Raw genomic sequence first — 18,913 nt, forward strand, 5'->3', positions numbered from 1 at the left:
AGGTTTTATTAGGCCCGTCCTGGGGGTGATTTCGTTGCTTTCACCGAGAGGAGTACGCTCTAAAGGCATTGGGGCATTAGCTCAGTTGGTAGAGCGTTGCGTTCGCAATGCAAAGGTCAGGGGTTCGATTCCCCTATGCTCCACAGGGCGCTCACACAGTGAGCGCCCTTTCTTTTCCGGTTGGGTTATTCAGCAGCCTTAAAGCGCTTGACCAGGACGATGTGACCATCGCTTTCGCCCACCGGCTCAAAGCCGAGGTGCAGGTAGAGACGGTGGGCGCGGTCGTTGTCTTTAGCCACCGACAGCGAGATGCCCGGAGCACCCATCTCGCGGGCGAGGTTAGTGGCGGCGTCGATAAGCATGGTGCCCACTCCTTGGCTGCGGAAGCGAGGTTCCACAGCTAGCGCGAGCTCCGGAATGCCCTCGGCAACGTGGCCGAAACCATGGCGCTCAGCTGTGCCCCAATTCAGCCACACGCCACCAGCAGGGACGTGGCCCTCCCAGGCGATGAAACCTCCGCGGGAAGGTTCCCAACCGCCGAGGTAGTAGTCAAAGCCTTCCTCGAAACCTTCAGGGAGTTCCTTGTGCTCATCGCCGAAGGTATCGGCAAGAAAGTTAATACGGGCGAGGTAGGTGCGGTCAGCTTCGGTGAGGGAAAGAAGATGCATAGCTTCCATGGTAGGACGCGGCGTGCACCACCTATGAGCCGTGCTCCCATTGGGAATAGGCCGAGGCATAGCGCCCGCCCAGGTCCATCAGCTCGGCGTGGGTGCCATCCTCAACGATCTGACCCTGTTCCATGACGATGATGCGGTCGGCCTCGCGGGCCTGGTCCAGGCGGTGGGCAACGACGAGCGCGGTGCGCCCCTTGGTGACTGCCTTGGCGGCGCTTTCGAGTACCTTGGCGTGCTCGGAGCCGGCTTCGGAGGTGGCCTCATCCATAATGAGCACCGGCGGCTGGCGCAGGATCATGCGAGCCAGGGAAAGCTGTTGCTCGGCCTCCGCACCGATCTCTTCGTTGCCCGCACCAATGAGCGTATCGAGGCCCTGGGGCAGCCACCGCGAATGTTTATCCAAGCCCACGGTGTTAAGCGCCTGCCATAGATCCTCATCGCTGGCGTCAGGTTTGGCCAGGAGCAGGTCCTCGCGCAAGGTGCCGGAGAAGAGATGGACTTCTTGGGTAATGAGCGCGACGTGCTCTGTAATCCACGTATTGGGCACTGAGGCGGTATCGATGCCATCGAGGCTGATGTTCCCCGCCGATGGGTACTGCAGGCCCGCCACGAGGGCGGCGAGCGTGGATTTACCCGCACCGGAGGTACCCACCAGGGCGGTGGTGGTGCCGGCGGTGAGGGTCAGGGAGACGTCGTCAAGCACGCGTGCCCCGCCGGGGTAGGCGTAGGAAAGGTGCTCGATGGAGATGGTGGGGGCGTCGTTCAGCCGGGGAGTGTCCTTGAGCTCCTTCGTACCAGCGCTGTTGTCCAAGGTGGCCAGGGCCACCGCGCGGCCGAGGGACGTCACGGAATGCTGGATCTCGCCGGCGAAGAAGAGGATGTTGAACACGTGGATCTCCAACCGCATGACCAGCAGCACGGCGGCGGTGGCCTCGCCAGGTGTCAACCATTCCCACATCACCATCGGCACGGACATGAGGACGGAGCCCAGCAGCAACACCGCGAAGGCCAGGGCGCCTTGGCCCAGGATGCGGTTGATGAGCGGCACCTTGTCGCCCCAGGCCTGTACCGTGTCCCAGGAATAGCGCTCCATGCGTGCATGCGCCCAATCCTTCAGGGAGAACTGGCGGAGGGTCTCCAGGGCGCGAATCGTGTCCAGCAGCACGTTGTTGCGGTAGGCCTCCACCGAGGACACCTCGTTGGCCACGGCGGGGATATCCCGCATGGTGCCGCGGATGAAGGGGTAGAGCAGACAACTTACCGCGATGAAAAGCAGCGCATAAGCGGGGTGAATGAAGATCATCATGAGCGCGGTCAGCGGCAGCATGAAGAGCGTGAGCACGAGGCGGTCACCCATCATGGAGATGGTCATGACGACGGTGTCGATGTCCTTGGATAGGCGCGTGATGATGTTACCGGTGCCCAATTCCATGACGGCGGGCACGGGGGCGCCGAGGGTGGAATCCAGCGCTGAGGTGCGCAGATCCACCGAGAGCCGGCGGGTGGTGGAGGTAACCAATAAGCGGCCCACGGTGCGGCCGGTGACCTCCACGAGGAAGCCCACCGCGATAACAACGAGCGCGCCCACCATGGCTGCGCGCCCCGTGCCAAGGATGGGGATCTCCACGCCCTGGATGATGTCCACGACGCGGCCAAGCACCTGGGAGACCAGGTTCATCATGATGACCGTAACGGTAAACAGGCCGAAGAAAAGGGCGATGCCAAGCCGACTGGGCGCACTGGGCAGGGTCTTCAGAAAACGGAGACACTCCCGCGGGGAGGCAGGTGCAAGGGCATCCGCGCGATCCTGCTGGCTCATAGCTCCACCACCTCATCGGCGTTGGCGGCCCACGTGGAGGCGGATGTAATGATCATGGTGGTCTTGCCGGCGCGCAGTTCACGCACGCGCTTGGCGACGTCCGCCAGGGTCAACGAATCCAGCCCCGTCGTGGGGTTGTCCAGCACGAGGACATCGGGGTCGAGGGCGAGCGCGCGGGCAAGCGCGACGCGCTGGCGCTGGCCGCCGGAGAGGTTGAGGCCCGCCTCACCGATGGGCGCGGTGGGCAGCTCACCGTTGGGACCAAGCCCACCGAGGCGGATAACAATATCCTCGCAGGCGGAGGCGTAAAGGGCGGCGTGAAGCTGCGTAGCGCTAGCACTTCGCAGCGGATCGACGTTGTCCTGCAGGGTGCCCTCCAACACGGAGATGCGGTGGGGCGGGCACAAGGCACCGTGCTCATGGAGGTAGCGCACCCAAGAGTCCACGGTGCTGCGCCCCTTTGTGCTGATAGGCATCCACACGTGCAAGCCGGGGGAGAGGTTAATCGGCGTGCCGGCGGCCTCAGTGGTGTTGGAAGAAAGCTGGCCGAGCAGCTCGCCGACGCGCTCCACGGAGGCACGTGCCCGCGCCCAGTTCTCCGTGAGCAGGCCGAGAGACACACCTAATGCTGTGAGCGCGGGCGGGACGAGCATGGTGATCGCCATCATCCCGCCGGGGGCGATGCGGCCCTCGAAGGTTTCCCAGGAGGTCCAGGCAAGAATGCCCACGGCAAAGGAGGCGGGAACCATCTGGCGCAGCCAGGCCATGAGGGAGGATAGCTTGGCCTCGCGGAGCATGGCGCCCAAGGAGTTCTGGGCGGCGTCGGAAAAACGTTGGCGCGCGATGTCCTTGGCGCCGAGGCCTTTGATGACCCGGGAGCCTTGAGCGAAGTCCGTGGCGAGTGAAAGCGCGGTGTTCTCCAACTGGCGGCGGCGCGCGGCGATCCTCGTCAGCGGCTTCGTGGTGGCCCAGGAGGCCAGCGCGGTGGCGAGTGCGCCAACCAGCAGCACAGCTGAGACCTGCCAGGAAATCGGGGCCAGGCTGACCACCGCGCCCAAGAGGTAGCCCACCATGACCAGTGGGAAGTTGAGGATCTGCTTGAGTTGGCCGATGTAGTGCGAATCCTCATCCATCGTGTTGAGCAGCCGGCCGGGGCTAATGCCTGCGGTGGAGGCACCCAGCAGCTTATCCAGCAGGTTCAACCGCAGCGTATGGGTGGTGCGGGCTTGGCTCAGATCCGTGAAGGCATCCGCCGTGGCCTCGCAGATATAGGCGATGAAGAGGAGGATCGCCGTGGCCGCAAGCGGCAGCGCTACGGTGCGCCAGGAAGGCTCGGAGAAGGCATACTGCGTGGTCTGGCCGATGATGACGGAGACCAACGCGCCCAGCGGCGCGTTGATGAGGGTGGCAACGAAGATGCCGATAACGCCGGTGCGCTGGGCACCAAGCAGCCGCCACGTGGCGGCGCCGAGCCGGGAGAAATCGGTGGTCTCGGTGAGGGAAACCTCGCCGGTAGGTGGCTCATCGGGGAGATACCACGACCACGTCCGCATGCGTGGATAGTGAGTCATAAACACTCATCCTATAGCGCAGGACGCATAAGGGAGTGATTCAGATTACTATCGGTGACTCACTGTGGGGAATTAAGCCAAGTGGTAGTTCTCCACGTCATAGCCGTTGAACTCGCGGTCGACTCCATAATCATCGACGGAGTTAAACTGCGTGCCGTTTTCAATGGCAAAGCGCAGGTTATCCACGCGGGTGGACGGATCGCCGCTCACGGCACCTGCGGGGAAATAAAAGGTCTCCCCGCTCTTGAGCTTGACTACGAGCGACTCAAAGCTCATGCCTGATCTCCTTGCCTGCTGTTGGTAGGGCTTCCCGCGCAAAACAGCGCGCGGGCACCGATCTTTGAGGATCGATGCCGATTAGCCTTCAATTCAAGCAGGTCGGGCGCGCGGGGGCAACGCAGTGAGATCAAGGCAACGAAATGCGCACCCCCAAGGTTGGGGGGTTAGTTCTCGTCCTCGGTCTGGAGGCGGTGCTTGCCCTCGGACTCGTGATCATCGGTGATGCGGGAGGTGTCAGCATCCTTCTTGTCGGCGTTGCTGACCTCAATCTCGGTCTCGACGGCGTCCTGGATGGCGGTTTCTTCCTCGCGGTGCTTGGCCAGCTGCTCATCGAGGGAACCCAGCAGCTCTTCATCGCGCTCGACGACGCCTTCCTCGGCCAAGTCGGATTCGCGCTTGGCGTCATCCTCGGTGGTGGAGGTGTAGACCAAGGTGGAACCCTGCGGTGCGGACGGGGAAGAGAAGTCCTCAACGCGCGGCGGGACGGCGGATTCCTTCTCCTTCTTCTGGGTGAAGAAGTAGTAGATGCCACCGCCGATGGCAGCAATGGCGGCAACCAGCGCGGAGATCAGCCAGATCTTCGAGCCCTTCTTCTTGTCCTTGCCGCTGATGGCGCGGGCCTTCTTCTGCAGCTGGGCGCTTTGCTTCTGTGCCTTCTTCTCAGCCTTGGAAGCCTTCTTCTTGGCCTGCTTGCGGGCCTTGGTGGCCTTCTTTTCAGCCTGCTTCTGGGTCTTCTCCCACTTCTTGGTGGCCTTGTCCTGGGCGTCTGCGGCGGCAGCGGAGAGCTTCTCGGTTGCTTCCTCGCTGCGCTCCTTGAGCTGTTCGAGGGTGCGCTCGAGGCGGGCATGCGCGGCCTTGGTCACGGCACCGGCTTCGCGGCGTGCCTCCGGGAACCACTCGCCATCGCGCTCTTCCATGCGGGCGGCGGCGGTCTCCAGGGCGGAGTAGGCCTCGCGGGCCTTTTCATCGCGGCGTTCCTTGAGGCGCTCCACCAGGGCGGAGGTGGCGCTAATTGCTGTGGACAGTGCGGTGGGGTTCATCGGGAGAGATGCTCCTTTACGTCAATGCTTGAGGCGATTGCTCGGTGGGTAACTGTTTATGGAGTGGTTGTCTGCGCCGGACGGGACACTGCACATGCGTGCCCCGCGTTAGCGCTGGATACTCCCTTTCAGCGTAGTGGCGGCAGCTACGTCCTGCCACCACGGGACGAAAGTAGAGAGCGGTTCAAAGAAAATAGACAGCTTTGTACGGAACAGTGGCCTTTTTATTCAGTACAGGTTTGGGCAACGGTGCAGCTGGCCGGGTTGGAAAGGTATGACCATTGCCTAAATGCTTTCGCTCAAAATGGACAGCTTGGTACGTTTTCCACCAACAGCACAGATGACCGACCACGATAACCTGCAGAGGAGGTGAGCATGTCCCCGCGACTCTCCGCATCCGCGCCACTAGACCAAATCAGCGAAGATACGCCTAAGCGCCCACAGCGCACCGCTCTCTCCTTCGAGGTGATCCCACCGCGCCACGATGCGGACGCCAAAAAGATTGACCGCTTGCTCGACACGCTTGCCGCATATAACCCCGATTACATCGCCGTCACCAGCTCCCAGCGCTCCGGGTGGCTGGAGGGAACCGCGGCCTTCATTGAGAAGATTTCGCGAGATACCGCGATGCGTCCCCTGGCGCACCTGGCCTGCACTGCCGGCACGGAGGAAGAGCTCGTTGGCTGGATCGACACGCTCGTCGACGCCGGCGTGCGCGGCCTTCTCGCGCTTCGCGGCGACCTGCCAGAGGGCGGCATGCCCGAAGGCCACCTGCCGCACGCCGACTCCCTCGTCCGGCTCATTCGCCGCTGGGAATCTGCCCGCGTGGCGCGCTTGGCCGCTGGGCGCTTGGCCGTGGGCGTGGCTTGCTACCCCAACGGCCACGCCGAGTCCGCCACGGCGGACGAGGACATCGACGTTCTCCTGGCCAAGCAACGCCTCGGCGCTGACTTCGCCATCACCCAGCTCTTCTTTGACGCGGAGGATTACGTCCGCTTCGCCCAACGCGCCCGGCTGGCGGGCGTGCGCATTCCGCTCATCCCCGGGATCATGCCGATGACTAGCCGTGCTCGGGTGGAGCGAATGTGCCAGCTGTCCGGGCTGGACGGGCCACCGCAGGTGCTCGATCAGCTCGCGGCAGCGACCTCCCCTGAGGAAGAGAAAGAAATCGGGATGCAGCTTACGGCCTCCCTGGCGAAATCGGTGATGAACGCCGGCGCCGACGGGCTGCACATCTACACGCATAACAATCCAGACATTACGACTGACCTGCTACATCGAATTGGAGTTACCCCATGACCGCACCATTTCCCAAGGCAACGATTGAGGGCTATCCCCGCGTAGGTGCCCATCGTGAGCTTAAGCGCGCGCTGGAGTCCTACTGGTCCGGCAAGATCGACGCCGAGACCTTTGAATCGGCCGCGCACTCCCTGCGCCTCGATACCTACGCCCGTCTCAAGGAGCTGGGGCTCACTGAGGATTACGCCATCCCCGCGGACGTTGCCTACTACGACCATGTCCTCGAGACAGCGCTGACCGTGGGCGCTGCTCAGGGCGAGAGCCTCGATGATGAGTTCACCCTGGCCCGCGGTAACAAGGACACCGCGCCGCTGGAGATGACCAAGTGGTTCGACACCAACTACCACTACATTGTTCCTGAAATCAGCGATGACCAGACCTTTAGTGCCCGCCCCCAGCGCGTGTTGAAGATCGTCGAGGAGGCTCGCGCCGCCGGCCACACCGTGCGCCCGGTCCTCGTTGGCCCCGTGACCCTGCTGGCCCTGTCCAAGCAGGCCGAGGGCGCTACCAAACAGCCGCTCGACCGCCTCGATGAGCTCGTGGACTCCTACCTCACCGTGCTGGAGCAGCTTGCCGACGCCAACGTGGAGTGGCTCCAGCTCGTTGAGCCGGCCCTGGTCGCTGACCTCGCCGCGGCTGACGACGCCACCCTCGCCGCCGCGCTCAAGAGCGCTTATGGCCGCATCCTTAGCGCGGAGAAGCGCCCGCAGGTCTACCTGACCACGCCCTATGGTTCCCTCAATGCTGGCCTTGACGTCATCGCTGAGCTCAAGCCGGAAGCTGTCCAGGTGGATCTCTCAGTGGGCACCTTGGCGCTGGACAACTCCTACCTCGAGCGCGTCGCCAAGCTTGCCGAAGCCACCCACCTCTCCGCCGGCCTGGTCGACGGCCGCAATGTCTGGGCCGCCAACCTCCGCGACCTGCGCGAGAAGCTCGAGACCCTCGGCGAAGGCGTTTCTGTAACCACCTCCGTGTCCCTGCAGCACGTCCCGCACACCGTCGAGGCGGAGACCTCCCTGCCGGTCGACGTTGCCACCTGGTTCGCCTTCGCCGACGAGAAGATCCGCGAGGTCGTAGCACTCGCCGCCGGCCCGCTCGACGCCCCGGAGGCATACGCGCAGGCCGACCGCGCCGTGCGCACCCGCGCCGAGTCCTCCCGCATCCACAACCAGGCCGTGCAGGAGCGCACCGCGCAGCTGCCGGAGGGCCAGGTCCAGCGCCAGCCGGAGTTCGCGGAGCGCAACAAGGCACAGGAGGCCCTCGGCCTGCCGCAGCTGCCGACCACCACCATCGGTTCCTTCCCGCAGACCTCTGAGATCCGCGCTGCCCGCGCCGCGCACCGCAAGGGCGAGCTCTCCGACGCCGACTACACCGAGGCCCTGCGCAACGAGGTGAAGTCCGTCATCGAGCTGCAGGAGCGCTTGGGCCTCGACGTCCTGGTCCACGGCGAGCCGGAGCGCAACGACATGGTGCAGTACTTCGCCGAGCTTCTCGACGGCTTCGTCGTCACCGAGAACGGCTGGGTCCAGTCCTACGGCTCCCGCTGCACCCGTCCGCCAATCGTGGTTGGTGACATCTCCCGCCCGAAGGCCATGACCACCGAGTGGGCGAAGTTTGCGCAGTCCCTGTCCGAGAAGCACGTCAAGGGCATGCTCACCGGTCCGGTGACCATTCTGGCCTGGTCCTTCGTGCGCGATGACGTCCACCAGTCCGTCTCCGCCGACCAGCTCGGCGTGGCGCTGGCCGACGAAGTCCGTGACCTCGAAGAGGCCGGCATCGACATCATCCAGATCGATGAGCCCGCCCTGCGTGAGCTGTTGCCGCTGCGCGAGAAGGACCGCAAGGCCTACCTCGACTGGGCAGTGCGCTCCTTCCGAGTGGTTTCCTTGCAGGCGAAGCCTGAAACCCAAATCCACACGCACCTCTGCTACTCGGAGTTCGGCCAGATCATCGACGCCGTCGCCGGCTTGGATGCCGATGTCACCTCCATCGAGGCCGCTCGCTCCCGCATGGAGCTGCTGGAAGACATCGATGAGAAGTTCCACTCTGAGATCGGCCCGGGCATCTACGACATCCACTCGCCGCGCATCCCGTCCGTGGCGGAGATGGCCGAGCTCATCCGCGCGGCACTCAAGAACGTGCCGGTCGAGCGCCTGTGGGTCAACCCGGACTGCGGCCTGAAGACCCGCGGCTACGAGGAGACCGAGGCCTCCCTGCGCAACCTGGTCCTCGCCCGGGACGAGGTCCGCTCTAGCCTCTAGGTTTAAATCTCGTCTACAGAGATTTAAACGAAGTTCATCGCCGTCAGCTCACTGAGCGCGGCGATGTCTCCGTTTCCGGCCCTATCGAAGTGCAGCGCCTTGAGCCCTGCGGCCCGGGCGCCTTCGACATCATTGGCCACCGAATCACCAATCATGAGTGTGGAGCCAGGCTCTACCTCTAGGCGCCGACAAGCCTCGAGGTAGGCCTCTCGGTGCGGTTTTGGCTTAGCCATTTCCACGGTGGGAAAGAGCTCAACGCCTGGCAGGTCGAGCCCGCCCGCCTTTAGCTTGCCCTCTTGCATCTCGCGAGCTCCGTTCGTCAAAACGCCCACTTTGAGGCCGCGGGACAGGACGTGCTGGAGGGTGGGGCGGGCGTCGCCAAGCGCCTGCCAATGCTTTTCATACGCGGCCAAATACTTGGCATATTCCGCCAGCGCCTCCTGCTCCGTCATCTCCGGGCGGCCCAGGAACTCGCGGCAGCGCTCCACTCGCTGACCTTGGTGGGTGACCTCGCCGCGCTCGTAGGCGGCGAACCACTTCTTTTCGATCTCCGCGAAGCGCTCATGGTGCCCGCCCGGCAGCCACTCCTCGACGGCCGCATGCATCGCGGCGGTGTGGTCCATGAGGGTGTCATCGAGATCGAAGAGAACGGCGCGAATCATGCTTGCAACCCTACGCAGATCGCTGACAGCGTCGCGGCGGAACAACGAAATGGTGGAAATTTCCATACAATGGCTGGCATGACTCAGAAGACCGCAACTGCAACGATGCACACCAACTACGGTGACATTGTTATCGACCTGTTCGGTAACCACGCACCGGTAACCGTTGAGAACTTCATCGGCCTGGCTAAGGGCGAGAAGGACTACACCACCCAGAACGCCAAGGGCGAGCAGTCCGGCCCGTTCTACGATGGCGCTATTTTCCACCGCGTCATCGACCAGTTCATGATCCAGGGCGGCGACCCGACCGGCACCGGCCGTGGCGGCCCCGGCTACCAGTTCCAGGATGAGTTCCACCCGGAGCTGCAGTTTGACCGCCCGTTCCTGCTGGCCATGGCGAATGCCGGCCCGGGCACCAACGGCTCCCAGTTCTTCATCACCGTGGCGCCGACCCCGCACCTGAACAACCACCACACCATCTTCGGTGAGGTCACCGATGCGGCTTCCCAGGAAGTCGTGTCCAAGATTGCGAAGGTCTCCACCGACCGCATGGACCGTCCGGCTGAGGACGTTGTCATCGAGTCCATCGAGATCGCCTAAGCGTTCTTAGCTTTTCATCTGAGCCCGCTGCCACGTGATGTGGTGGCGGGCTCGTTGTTTTAGGAGTCTGCGTGAAAAATCATCTTCGTTCGGCGCCAGTCACCGTGGTGCTCATGGTGTTGTGCATTGGGGCATGGTTGGTCACGTCCATCCAGGCCAAGACCCTCTCTACGCCTTACTATCGCAGCATGCTGGCCCAAGACTGGACGCTGTGGGGCCCTGAAGTGTCTGAGCACCCCACAACTGTCATTACCGCGGGCTTTATGCACCTCGACGCCGGGCACCTCTTGGTCAACATGGTGATGCTGTTCTTTGTGGGTAGGGAAGTAGAACGCGCCCTGGGCAGCGCGCTGTACGCGGCGGCCTATCTCATCTCCATTGTGGGCTCTTCCGCCGCAGTGCTGTGGATGGATTTCGGCACACCCACGGTGGGCGCCTCCGGTGCCCTCTTTGCGCTCATGGGACTACTCATCGGCGTGTACCGCAGCCGCGGTTTAGACCTGCGCGCGCCCATCGTCTTGGTCGTAGCAAACGTTGCCTACAGTTTTGTGGCGGAGAACGTCTCCGTGTGGGGGCACTTGGGCGGTTTGCTCACAGGACTGTTGTTGGCGCCATTCCTCTTTCGCCAACGTGCGTGGCTGCGTTGGCTGGGGATATGGCTTATCGGGGTGATAGCTGCTGTTGCAGCGGCGCTGCGAGCTGGGCTTTGGGGATAACTTGGGCGTGTTATCCACCAAAACCTCTGTGCGAAAGAATTCCACATAAGTTATCCACATTGTGGATAACTACATTTTTGTAATTTACCGAACGTGTGGGCCAAGATAACCGCAGATCAGCAGCGTATTAGATTGTGTTCGAAGTTTTTGTGCGGGCTGTGGGAAGCGTGAAAACACTTATTCACAGGGTGTGGAGAAAGGCTGTGGAATTCGTTCTCCACAGAGTTATCCCCACCCTGTGGATAACTTTGTACCCAAGGTGTTAACAGTGCTCCGGTTGCGAGGTGGTGTTGGGAACTGCGCCCCCTAGTTAGCTCACCACTCCTGCGCGAAAGGCCCAGATCACGAGCTGTACTCGCGAACTAGCTCCCACTTTGGCCATCGCAGATGACAAATGAGTCTTGACCGTAGAGGGCTCCAAATACAGCTCGCGCCCGATTTCGATGTTGGTCAATCCTTTGCCCAGGGCCCGTACGCACTCGAGTTCGCGCGGCGTGAGTAGGGCTGAATCTACCGTGGCCCGCGCTTTCCGCCGACCAAATTCCGCAATCACCCTTTTAGTAACCGCAGCGTCGACCATGCCTTCACCTGAGGCCGCGTGTTTGACTCCTTGGATGAGGTCGGTCATTGGGGAGTCTTTCAGCATGACGCCACAGGCACCGGCTTCGAGGGCACCAAAGACGTATTCGTCCAGGTCAAAGGTGGTGATAATGATGACAGCTGGGGGATTGTCTTGCTTGTTAATCTCCGTGGTTGCGTAGATCCCGTCCCCGTCAGGCATGCGGATATCGAGGCACACCACATCAATGTCGCGAGCCTTTGCAGCTGCTATCGCCTCATTCCCGGAAGCTGCCTCAGCCACAACTTTGATCTCACCGGTGGCCTCGAAGATTGCCTTTAATCCCTGTCTGATCAGAGGTTGGTCATCAACTAACAGGACTCGAATCATGGCTTCCTCCAGGTAATGAGCACCAGCCAACCATCTTCGGTAGGTTCATTTAAAGCGGTTGCACCGACAGCTCGGGCGCGCTCTTGGATGCTGATGGTGCCACGGCCCGTGGGGCTATGTGTGAAAGTGCCGCGGGTGATTATCCGCAGTTCATCATCGCTCAGCATGACATCAACAGGCGCGCCTGTTGCATGCTTGCGGGCATTTGTCAGAGCTTCTTGGGTGATTCGATAAGCCGCGATCAACTCGCCCTCCGACAAGTGGGAGGTGTCCGAAAACGTTACTGCCTGCCCTAGAGCGCGAACCTCCGAAATTAGCGCAGACAAATTTGTCGGCTGAGGGATGCGGTGTATTTCGGCATCGGAAACCGAAAGTTTGCCAACGGTCGCGCGGACATCCTGGAGTGCTTTCGTCGTCGACGAGGTCACGTGTTGGAGATGTTCTTTGGCAGCGGTGGGGTTGACATCGATGCATGCCTGTGCGGCTTGAGCTTGGATGGCGATGGCTGAGAGGTGATGGGCGGTGGTGTCGTGAAGCTCCCGCGCAATGCGGGCGCGCTCCTCGACAATGGCGTTTTCCTCAGCGAGTTCTGCTTGGCGGGCGAGGGATGCGGTGAGCTCACGGCTATTGCGGACAGCGAGTCCAATAGCAAAGAACACTATGAGGGGGAGCAGCCAGCCCAAGGCTGTGAGCAGAGTAAAAAGTGGAGGCTCGATTCCTCCCAGCGGTGGCATGGCAATGGCGCGGAGGACGCCGACAATGAGACCCGAGATAATGAGGGAAATAGAGTCGCGAGTTTTTGACTTCGTGTGCAGCGCTATCGAAAACGCAGCCACCGAGGCAGCGATACCGTTGTAGCCGAGGCTGTGGTCTGCGGTGACGAGACAGTAGAGGGACCACAGAAGCTCAGTAGCAGAAATCCCGAGTAGGACGCTTAAGGGAAATTTACGGCGCCAAAGCAGGAGGATGCCTTTGGCAATGATGGCAACAAGAATCAGCCAGAACTGCGCTGGAGACAATGCGGTATTGAAGGGGGTTGGTTCCATCGAGCTAGCCACTAGGAACCCAACGAGGTCAAGGGATAGAACGATGACAGCGAGAGCGATGTCTCTGGCTGAAAGGCGATTCATGAAGTCCATGTTAAAGATTTGCCCGGTAAAAGCGGGTGAGCCCAAGTCCCATGCTCACAACCGACCAGCCGGCAAGTACAGCAATACCTACCCATGGATTCATAGTTTGCGTTGCCCCCTGTCCACCAGCAATTGACACAGCAGAAGAAGGAAGCCAACTGTAAAGATACGGTTCCCACCCGGCCATGACGCCGATAGTTCCTAAGATCACTCCTGCCATCAACACTGCGACAATAACGCCGATGGCTGGACCGATCCTCCGTATGGCTAATACGACACCGATGATCGCGAGGGTCAGTAGTAGCACGGCCAAGCTGCCTCGCAGCCACACGACAGCGACATTAGAAGCAGAAGCAACCAGAGAAACATCATTCATCGGAGCCGCAACCAGTGCGATCAGTGAGTTAAGAACGCACGCTGCCACGCATACTAGGAGGACGGTACTAAGTACAGCCGCGATCAAAGAACGCACCCATTTCATACGCGAACCAGCGCCAACCACCTTCCACACCACTGCACCACTGGAAAATGGGTAGCTAGCTGCAGTGACTGTGAGTGCAACAATGGCGATGAGGAAGATTGAAATGCCTGTGGACTGGCCAGAACCTGTGATATCGAGGGCGGCCAATTGGAAACTGGACGTCGTGGGGTCGGAGCCGTCGATAAGCGCCTGCACCTGTTGGCCTGTTGGACTGTCACCGACTTGTGGCGGGTCAATTTTCAAAAGGAACGGAAGTGCCCACTGCAGGACAGCGCTGATGCCCGCCATCATAACTGCGAGTATCGCGACGATCAGCACGTTCGGGAGGTGACGAAGGGTATAAAGCTCGGATTTCATGTCTAGCCTTTCGTAGCGTGGGCGAAGTAGGCGGCTTCAAGGTCAGGGATTTCACTGAGAACGCCTGTGAATGTGGTGTGACCACGAGAAATGATGACTACGTCGTGGGCGACTGCGGCCGCTTCAGCCAGATGATGGGTTGCCATGATAATTGCCTTCCCACGGGAAGCTTCCGCACACAAGACTTCGCCCAGCCAACGAATGCCGTCAGGATCAAGACCAGAGGACGGCTCGTCCAAGATGATGATGTCGGGATCTTGTAACAGAGCTCCCGCTAGCGCTATACGCCGTTTCATGCCTAACGAGTAAGTTTTGAGCTGCCGGTCGCAGCGGTGCGACATATCGACAAGCTCTAAAACCTCTTGTACCCGATACTTATCGACGCCATATAGCCTCGCCATTGCGTGGAGATGCTGACGCCCGGTGAGACTGGTAACGAGGCCGCCATCGTCGAGGAGCAGCCCGATGGTGCCATTGATGTGCTTCGTTCCGGTGGCTTTCACCAAGCCGAGGGCAGCCCGGAGCGTGGTGGATTTGCCGGCGCCGTTTGGACCAAGCAAAGCGGTGATCCGTCCGGGCGATGCCGTGAGGTTCGCGCCGTGGACAACCTCATGTCCGGCGAAGGAGACGGTGATGTCTCGAGCAGTGAATACGGTGTTCATACCTCTGACGATATTGATCAGGGGCATGAGAAACATCGCCTAAGCAGGCAATCTTTAGCCTCCGCCATTTGGGGGAGAAGCCCGTTAACCGAGCAGAGTTGGGTCGGGCTTAAGAGCCAGCGCCGCCCAGAATCTTGGCCACCAGGTTCAGGCGCGTGCTGGCGCCGAAGATGGTGATGAGGCGTGAGACATGCTTCTTCACGGCGGATTCGGAATAGTGGGTGGCGGCAGCGATCTCAGAATTGGAGTTGCCGGCGAGGAGGAGTTTGAGGACGGCAATTTCGGCGTCGTGAAGCTCGTGGCTCTCAATGGCGGCGGCGACGGGATCGCGTGGGGTGGCGGGTTCCCCAATGTAGTCCACCAAACGGTGCATGGCGGCGGGTGCCACGACGGTGCCGCCCTCCACGGCGGCGCGGACCGCCTCGATGATGGAGCGCGGGCGCTGGTTCTTCAAGATATAGCCCGCGCCGCCCGCCCGCAGGATCTTCAGCATCGTGTCATCCGAGTCGAAGGCGGTGACGGCCAAAAACGTCGGGGGATTCGGCGCGGAGTTAAGGTGCTTGAGCAGCGTAATGCCGTCCATGTGCGGCATGTGAATATCGGCGAGGACGAGGTCCGGCTTGGCTTCTTCAAGCTGGTCTAAGCAATCGGCACCGTTAGTTGCCTCACCGACCACCGTGATGTCCTCGGTGGTCTGGAAGTAGACGCGGAGCGTCGAGCGAACGAGCTCATCATCGTCAACGAGGAAAACCCGAATGCTCATGGGAACAGTTTAGCCGCACCACCAGAGCTGGGGGCTGTTGGAGCAACGGAAGTGGTCAGCGAATTCGCCCGCGAAAGACTTGTAGAAGGTGAATCCGGTGGACTCAGTGTTCTCAGTAGCGGTGTCAACGGTGGTTTCAGCAGGAGCCTCAGCGGCGCTGGCGATTGGTGCGGAAAACAGCGCGAGAGCTGCGGCGGCAACGGCGAGGGAAGTACGCATGTCAAACCTTTTTAAATTTAAGAAACGGCGGACTACCGGGAAAGCTTACTATATTTTTCTGAGGCTGGCGGTGGGAAGGGAAAGGCGTGTGACCCAGTGCTCGCCTTCTTTGCCGCTGCCGAAGCTGCCGTGCATTCGGCGAACGCGGCGTGCGATTTCACCCAAGCCCAGATTCGTCGTCATGTATTGGCGTGATTGCTGAGCCGCAATCACGGAAGTGATCACCACGTCGATGGTCTTAGAGGTGCTCGTTGCCTCGATGCTTACACGGGATTCAGGGCGGGCGTACTTGAGGATGTTCACGGCGAGTTCGGAGAACACGAGGGATAGTTTTTCCGGCAGTGCAAGCTGGCCATTCTTGCCCACTGTTATCTGCGGCTCGCATTGAAAACCATGACTGCTCAGGAAGCTGACCATAGTGTCGAGGTCTTCCTCCAAGGACTTGACCCCCTTCGTCACGCTTTCGTTCTTCATCACGCGCAATAGATCGCGCACCTCGCCCATGGCGCGGCGGGCGTCGTTAGCAATTGCCTCTGCGGAGTCGGCCGCTGAGGGATCCGTTTGGGTCAGCGCTAGGGTCTCAGAACGCATGACCACGGAGGTTAAGGTCGCGGCGACCGAATCATGGAGGGCTGTCATAAGCGCCTCGCGTTCCTCAGCGGCGCGTTGCTCAGCGGCAAGACGCTGGTCCCAGGTTCTGCGCAGTACGGCCCCAATGACGATGGCCACCGCATACAAGACAAGCGGTATCGACAGGCTTAACGGGTCGAAAACAGGCAGATAATTAATCGAAGGATCCGTCGTGACGATGTAGGTGTACGCCACCGCTGGGGGAACGGCCCACAGCCAGCGCGTGCGAAACGCCACGATGCCCACGATGACGGGGCTCCACGCCAAGAGCAGGAAAGACCGCCAATCGGAAAACCACATCGCCAGTGCAAAAAGCGCACCGTACCCGCAGGCCGCCACGCGTGGGTAGCGGACGGCCAGCGGTGTTAGGGTGACGCCGAGGCCGGCGAGGACGAGTGCGCCGGGGGTGAGGAAGTTTTTATCCACCGTGACGGTGAGCATCACCAAAATGATGCAGCCGACGCCGGCGATGCTATAGAACTTCGAGGAGTTCATCGGCGGTGCTGAAAGTTAACGCCAGCCCATCGTCATCAGGAGACCGATGATGGCCAGGCCGAAGCCGATGCCGTAATTCCACGGCCCCAGTTCCTGCATGAACGGAATGGACTCGCCCGCCAGGTAGTTCACCACGAGCCAGAGCAGGCCGATGAGCATGAGGCCCAGCATGATGGCGATGTACCACTTCGGGGTGCCCTCAGAGTTGATCTTGACCGGGGTGCGGTTAGTAGCAGAGCTGGAGGACTGCGGGAGTGCGGAGCCCTCCGTCGTGATCTTGGACTTTGGCATTATTACACCTTCACGAAGAATAGGGGTGGTTAATCTGTGGGATACCTTAGCAGCTGCGGCCTTGAGAGCTACTTCGGCAGCAGTGCTGCCGGGTCAAACTCCCAGAAACGGACCTGGATGGTCTGATCCTTGCGGATGACATCGCCGCGGCTTGCCGAAGCCCACCCAATCTTGTCGCTGTCGATCGGGTTCGACGTCGGGATGCGCTCGCCCACCTCCAAGGAGCCGGACCAGCCCTTGGCACGCAGCGCCGATTCGGCTTCCTGCTGCGTGGAGTGCGTAATGTCCGGTGCCTGGATGAGCATCGCGTTGGAGACCTCCAGCGTGACCTGGCTGCCCTTGGGAAGCTTCTGGCCTTGTTCGACGACCTTGAGCACCTGGTTTTCCGGAAGCTCAGAATCCACCGAATTCACGGAGACGTCGAAGTCCATGGAGGACAGCATCTCAACCGCGCGGTCACGATCCATGCCGCTGACGTCCGGCACGCTGACTTCCTTCTGGCCCTTAGACACTGTGATATGAACCTTCGAGCCCTTGGACAGCTGCGTGCCGCCCGCCGGGTTCTGGGAAATGATCTGGCCGGTGGGGGCTTCGTCATTGACCTGCTCCACGTCGGTATTCAGCTCCAGGCCGGCTTCCTCCAGCGCGGTGGTGGCTTCATCCAGTTTCATGCCGGTGAGATCCGGGACCTCAGTGACTTCCTTGCCGGAAGACACAGTCAACGTGACTGAAGAATTCTTCTGCAGCTCCGAACCTTCCGCCGGGTTGACCCGGATAACCTTGCCACGCGGCACGTCGGGGCTGGGCTCTTCGTTGACGGTCACTAACAAGCCAAGCTTCTCCAGCTCCGCCACCACTTCATTGCGTGGGCGGTTGGCCACCTTCGGGATCGTGACCATGTCAGAGCGCTTGGCCGCCTCGTGCTGAGCCTGTTCGCGCTCACGGGCCTCCTGGCGGGAGCTATCCCAGAAATCCCAGGCAAAGTAGCCAATGATGGCCACGAGGGAGGCGGCGAGCAACGCCGCCAGCCACTTGAGACCGGATCCAGATTCCTCATCGTCGGAGGGGCGGGTGGAGGCCACCGGCGCGCGGTGTTGCGCGGACACGGGTGCCACCATCGTGGTGGGGTGATCCTCGTCATTGACGTGAGAGCGCGCCGCTTCGGGCAGCTGGCCCTGGGATAAGCGTTCGAGGTCATCGCCCATCTCCCACGCGGACTGGTAGCGGTCCGCTGGGTGCTTGGCCATCGCCGTGAGCACGACGGCGTCAACGCCGAGTCGCTGCCGTTCCGTGAGGTCCGCAGTGATGAAGTCCGACGGCGGTGTTGGTTCCTCTTGCACGTGCTGATAGGCCACCGCAAACGGTGTCTCACCTTCAAAGGGAGTGCGCCCGGTGACCGTTTCATACATGACGCAGCCCAGGGCGTAGACGTCGGAGCGGGCGTCGGCAGGCTTGCCCCGCGCTTGTTCCGGGGAAAGATACTGCGCGGTGCCGATGACGGCGGAGGTCTGCGTCATCGCGGACGTGGAATCATCCAGCGCGCGGGCGATGCCGAAGTCCATGACCTTCACCTGGCCGGTGTTGGTGAGCATGATGTTGGCCGGCTTGATGTCGCGGTGGATGATGCCTGCCTCGTGGGAAGACTGAAGGGCATCCGCTACCGGTTTCAGCACGCGTGCGGCTTCTTCCACCGGCATGGGGCCATCCTCACGGACAATGTCGCGCAGGGTGCGCCCCTGCACGTATTCCATGACGATGTAGGGCACCATCAGGCCGTCGATGTCTTTTTCACCCGTGTCGAAGACAGCGACGATGTTCGGGTGGTTGAGCTTGCCGGAGTTCTGGGCCTCGCGGCGGAAGCGCTCACGGAAATTAACATCGCGCGCCATGTCGGGGCGCAGCATCTTGATGGCAACGGTGCGCCCCAAGACGGTGTCCTCGGCCTCGTAGACCTCGGACATACCGCCGGTGCCGATGGACTGGCGGAGGTGGTACCGATCACTGACCATGGTGGG

At 61.3% G+C, this 18,913-nt stretch carries 19 protein-coding genes and 1 tRNA gene; 5 read left to right on the top strand and 15 right to left on the bottom strand.

What is annotated here, in order from left to right; genetic code table 11:
- Positions 1-70: 70 nt before the first annotated feature.
- Positions 71-143, top strand: a tRNA-Ala gene (locus QP999_RS04745).
- Positions 144-185: 42 nt separating this feature from the next.
- Here the strand turns inward: QP999_RS04745 and QP999_RS04750 are convergent.
- The 5 genes from QP999_RS04750 to QP999_RS04770 all read right to left on the bottom strand — a co-directional run bounded on the left by QP999_RS04750 (position 186) and on the right by QP999_RS04770 (position 5,383).
- The gene (locus tag QP999_RS04750; RefSeq protein WP_070533576.1) at positions 186-677 is read right to left on the bottom strand and encodes a GNAT family N-acetyltransferase; all 492 of its coding nucleotides are present in this window, start codon (positions 675-677) and stop codon (positions 186-188) included.
- A gap of 22 nt (positions 678-699) precedes the next feature.
- Positions 700-2,493, bottom strand: a complete 1,794-nt coding sequence (locus tag QP999_RS04755; RefSeq protein ID WP_070533574.1) for an ABC transporter ATP-binding protein — start codon at positions 2,491-2,493, stop codon at positions 700-702.
- Positions 2,490-4,064 carry an ABC transporter transmembrane domain-containing protein gene (locus tag QP999_RS04760; RefSeq protein ID WP_070533570.1) on the bottom strand — a complete coding sequence of 525 codons (1,575 nt, stop codon included), beginning with the start codon at positions 4,062-4,064 and terminating at the stop codon, positions 2,490-2,492. Before QP999_RS04760 ends, QP999_RS04755 begins: the two co-directional genes overlap by 4 nt.
- A 72-nt stretch (positions 4,065-4,136) precedes the next feature.
- Entirely contained in the window at positions 4,137-4,340 is a 204-nt protein-coding gene (locus QP999_RS04765; RefSeq protein ID WP_070523292.1) for a hypothetical protein, read from the bottom strand.
- Between the two features lie 167 nt (positions 4,341-4,507).
- Complete coding sequence (locus QP999_RS04770; RefSeq protein ID WP_284847794.1) at positions 4,508-5,383, bottom strand: hypothetical protein; 876 nt, start codon at positions 5,381-5,383, stop codon at positions 4,508-4,510.
- 375 nt (positions 5,384-5,758) lie between these two features.
- Here QP999_RS04770 and QP999_RS04775 point away from each other — a divergent pair, with 375 nt between their 5' ends.
- On the top strand, positions 5,759-6,682 hold the full coding sequence (locus QP999_RS04775; RefSeq protein WP_070562153.1) for a methylenetetrahydrofolate reductase: 924 nt from the start codon (positions 5,759-5,761) through the stop codon (positions 6,680-6,682).
- Positions 6,679-8,943, top strand: coding sequence for a 5-methyltetrahydropteroyltriglutamate--homocysteine S-methyltransferase (metE, locus tag QP999_RS04780; RefSeq protein ID WP_284847795.1), 2,265 nt, complete (start codon positions 6,679-6,681; stop codon positions 8,941-8,943). The genes QP999_RS04775 and metE overlap by 4 nt, the downstream gene beginning before the upstream one ends.
- A gap of 23 nt (positions 8,944-8,966) precedes the next feature.
- Here the strand turns inward: metE and QP999_RS04785 are convergent, their stop codons facing one another.
- A complete protein-coding gene (locus tag QP999_RS04785; protein ID WP_284847796.1) occupies positions 8,967-9,605 on the bottom strand; it encodes an HAD family hydrolase in 639 nt (212 codons plus the stop codon).
- 69 nt (positions 9,606-9,674) lie between these two features.
- Between QP999_RS04785 and QP999_RS04790 the strand changes: the two genes are divergently transcribed.
- Complete coding sequence (locus tag QP999_RS04790; protein WP_039672975.1) at positions 9,675-10,205, top strand: peptidylprolyl isomerase; 531 nt, start codon at positions 9,675-9,677, stop codon at positions 10,203-10,205.
- A 71-nt stretch (positions 10,206-10,276) separates the two neighbouring features.
- Positions 10,277-10,921, top strand: coding sequence for a rhomboid family intramembrane serine protease (locus QP999_RS04795; RefSeq protein ID WP_070684516.1), 645 nt, complete (start codon positions 10,277-10,279; stop codon positions 10,919-10,921).
- 310 nt (positions 10,922-11,231) lie between these two features.
- On the opposite strand, the gene QP999_RS04800 is transcribed toward QP999_RS04795, so the two are convergent.
- From QP999_RS04800 to pknB, 9 genes are all read right to left on the bottom strand, one after another.
- Positions 11,232-11,870 (bottom strand): response regulator transcription factor, encoded by a 639-nt coding sequence (locus tag QP999_RS04800; protein WP_070523273.1) that lies wholly within the window; start codon positions 11,868-11,870, stop codon positions 11,232-11,234.
- Entirely contained in the window at positions 11,867-13,000 is a 1,134-nt protein-coding gene (locus QP999_RS04805) for a sensor histidine kinase (protein ID WP_158014662.1), read from the bottom strand. The genes QP999_RS04800 and QP999_RS04805 overlap by 4 nt, the downstream gene beginning before the upstream one ends.
- Positions 13,001-13,010: 10 nt before the next feature.
- Positions 13,011-13,838, bottom strand: a complete 828-nt coding sequence (locus QP999_RS04810; RefSeq protein WP_070684514.1) for a hypothetical protein — start codon at positions 13,836-13,838, stop codon at positions 13,011-13,013.
- A 2-nt stretch (positions 13,839-13,840) separates the two neighbouring features.
- Entirely contained in the window at positions 13,841-14,500 is a 660-nt protein-coding gene (locus tag QP999_RS04815; protein WP_070523305.1) for an ABC transporter ATP-binding protein, read from the bottom strand.
- A 109-nt stretch (positions 14,501-14,609) separates the two neighbouring features.
- A complete protein-coding gene (locus QP999_RS04820; protein WP_070533551.1) occupies positions 14,610-15,263 on the bottom strand; it encodes a response regulator transcription factor in 654 nt (217 codons plus the stop codon).
- 9 nt (positions 15,264-15,272) lie between these two features.
- Positions 15,273-15,482, bottom strand: a complete 210-nt coding sequence (locus tag QP999_RS04825) for a hypothetical protein (protein ID WP_101736644.1) — start codon at positions 15,480-15,482, stop codon at positions 15,273-15,275.
- Between the two features lie 48 nt (positions 15,483-15,530).
- Complete coding sequence (locus QP999_RS04830; protein WP_284847797.1) at positions 15,531-16,607, bottom strand: sensor histidine kinase; 1,077 nt, start codon at positions 16,605-16,607, stop codon at positions 15,531-15,533.
- Positions 16,608-16,622: 15 nt separating this feature from the next.
- Entirely contained in the window at positions 16,623-16,898 is a 276-nt protein-coding gene (crgA, locus tag QP999_RS04835) for a cell division protein CrgA (RefSeq protein WP_070523252.1), read from the bottom strand.
- Positions 16,899-16,966: 68 nt separating this feature from the next.
- Entirely contained in the window at positions 16,967-18,907 is a 1,941-nt protein-coding gene (gene pknB, locus QP999_RS04840) for a Stk1 family PASTA domain-containing Ser/Thr kinase (RefSeq protein ID WP_284847798.1), read from the bottom strand.
- Positions 18,908-18,913 lie beyond the last annotated feature (6 nt).

It is taken from the genome of Corynebacterium sp. MSK004 (assembly GCF_030232515.1).
GTDB lineage: Bacteria > Actinomycetota > Actinomycetes > Mycobacteriales > Mycobacteriaceae > Corynebacterium > Corynebacterium hesseae.

Bases quoted from the DNA above. Each gene is read 5' to 3' on its own strand.
- pknB (WP_284847798.1), bottom strand. From the start codon at position 18,907: ATGGTCAGTGATCGGTACCACCTCCGCCAGTCCATCGGCACCGGCGGT.
- QP999_RS04790 (WP_039672975.1), top strand. From the start codon at position 9,675: ATGGCTGGCATGACTCAGAAGACCGCAACTGCAACGATGCACACCAAC.
- QP999_RS04760 (WP_070533570.1), bottom strand. From the start codon at position 4,064: ATGACTCACTATCCACGCATGCGGACGTGGTCGTGGTATCTCCCCGAT.
- crgA (WP_070523252.1), bottom strand. From the start codon at position 16,898: ATGCCAAAGTCCAAGATCACGACGGAGGGCTCCGCACTCCCGCAGTCC.
- QP999_RS04825 (WP_101736644.1), bottom strand. From the start codon at position 15,482: ATGCGTACTTCCCTCGCCGTTGCCGCCGCAGCTCTCGCGCTGTTTTCC.
- QP999_RS04775 (WP_070562153.1), top strand. From the start codon at position 5,759: ATGTCCCCGCGACTCTCCGCATCCGCGCCACTAGACCAAATCAGCGAA.
- QP999_RS04805 (WP_158014662.1), bottom strand. From the start codon at position 13,000: ATGAATCGCCTTTCAGCCAGAGACATCGCTCTCGCTGTCATCGTTCTA.
- QP999_RS04815 (WP_070523305.1), bottom strand. From the start codon at position 14,500: ATGAACACCGTATTCACTGCTCGAGACATCACCGTCTCCTTCGCCGGA.
- QP999_RS04765 (WP_070523292.1), bottom strand. From the start codon at position 4,340: ATGAGCTTTGAGTCGCTCGTAGTCAAGCTCAAGAGCGGGGAGACCTTT.
- QP999_RS04820 (WP_070533551.1), bottom strand. From the start codon at position 15,263: ATGAGCATTCGGGTTTTCCTCGTTGACGATGATGAGCTCGTTCGCTCG.
- QP999_RS04785 (WP_284847796.1), bottom strand. From the start codon at position 9,605: ATGATTCGCGCCGTTCTCTTCGATCTCGATGACACCCTCATGGACCAC.
- QP999_RS04755 (WP_070533574.1), bottom strand. From the start codon at position 2,493: ATGAGCCAGCAGGATCGCGCGGATGCCCTTGCACCTGCCTCCCCGCGG.
- QP999_RS04810 (WP_070684514.1), bottom strand. From the start codon at position 13,838: ATGAAATCCGAGCTTTATACCCTTCGTCACCTCCCGAACGTGCTGATC.
- metE (WP_284847795.1), top strand. From the start codon at position 6,679: ATGACCGCACCATTTCCCAAGGCAACGATTGAGGGCTATCCCCGCGTA.
- QP999_RS04800 (WP_070523273.1), bottom strand. From the start codon at position 11,870: ATGATTCGAGTCCTGTTAGTTGATGACCAACCTCTGATCAGACAGGGA.
- QP999_RS04750 (WP_070533576.1), bottom strand. From the start codon at position 677: ATGGAAGCTATGCATCTTCTTTCCCTCACCGAAGCTGACCGCACCTAC.
- QP999_RS04770 (WP_284847794.1), bottom strand. From the start codon at position 5,383: ATGAACCCCACCGCACTGTCCACAGCAATTAGCGCCACCTCCGCCCTG.
- QP999_RS04830 (WP_284847797.1), bottom strand. From the start codon at position 16,607: ATGAACTCCTCGAAGTTCTATAGCATCGCCGGCGTCGGCTGCATCATT.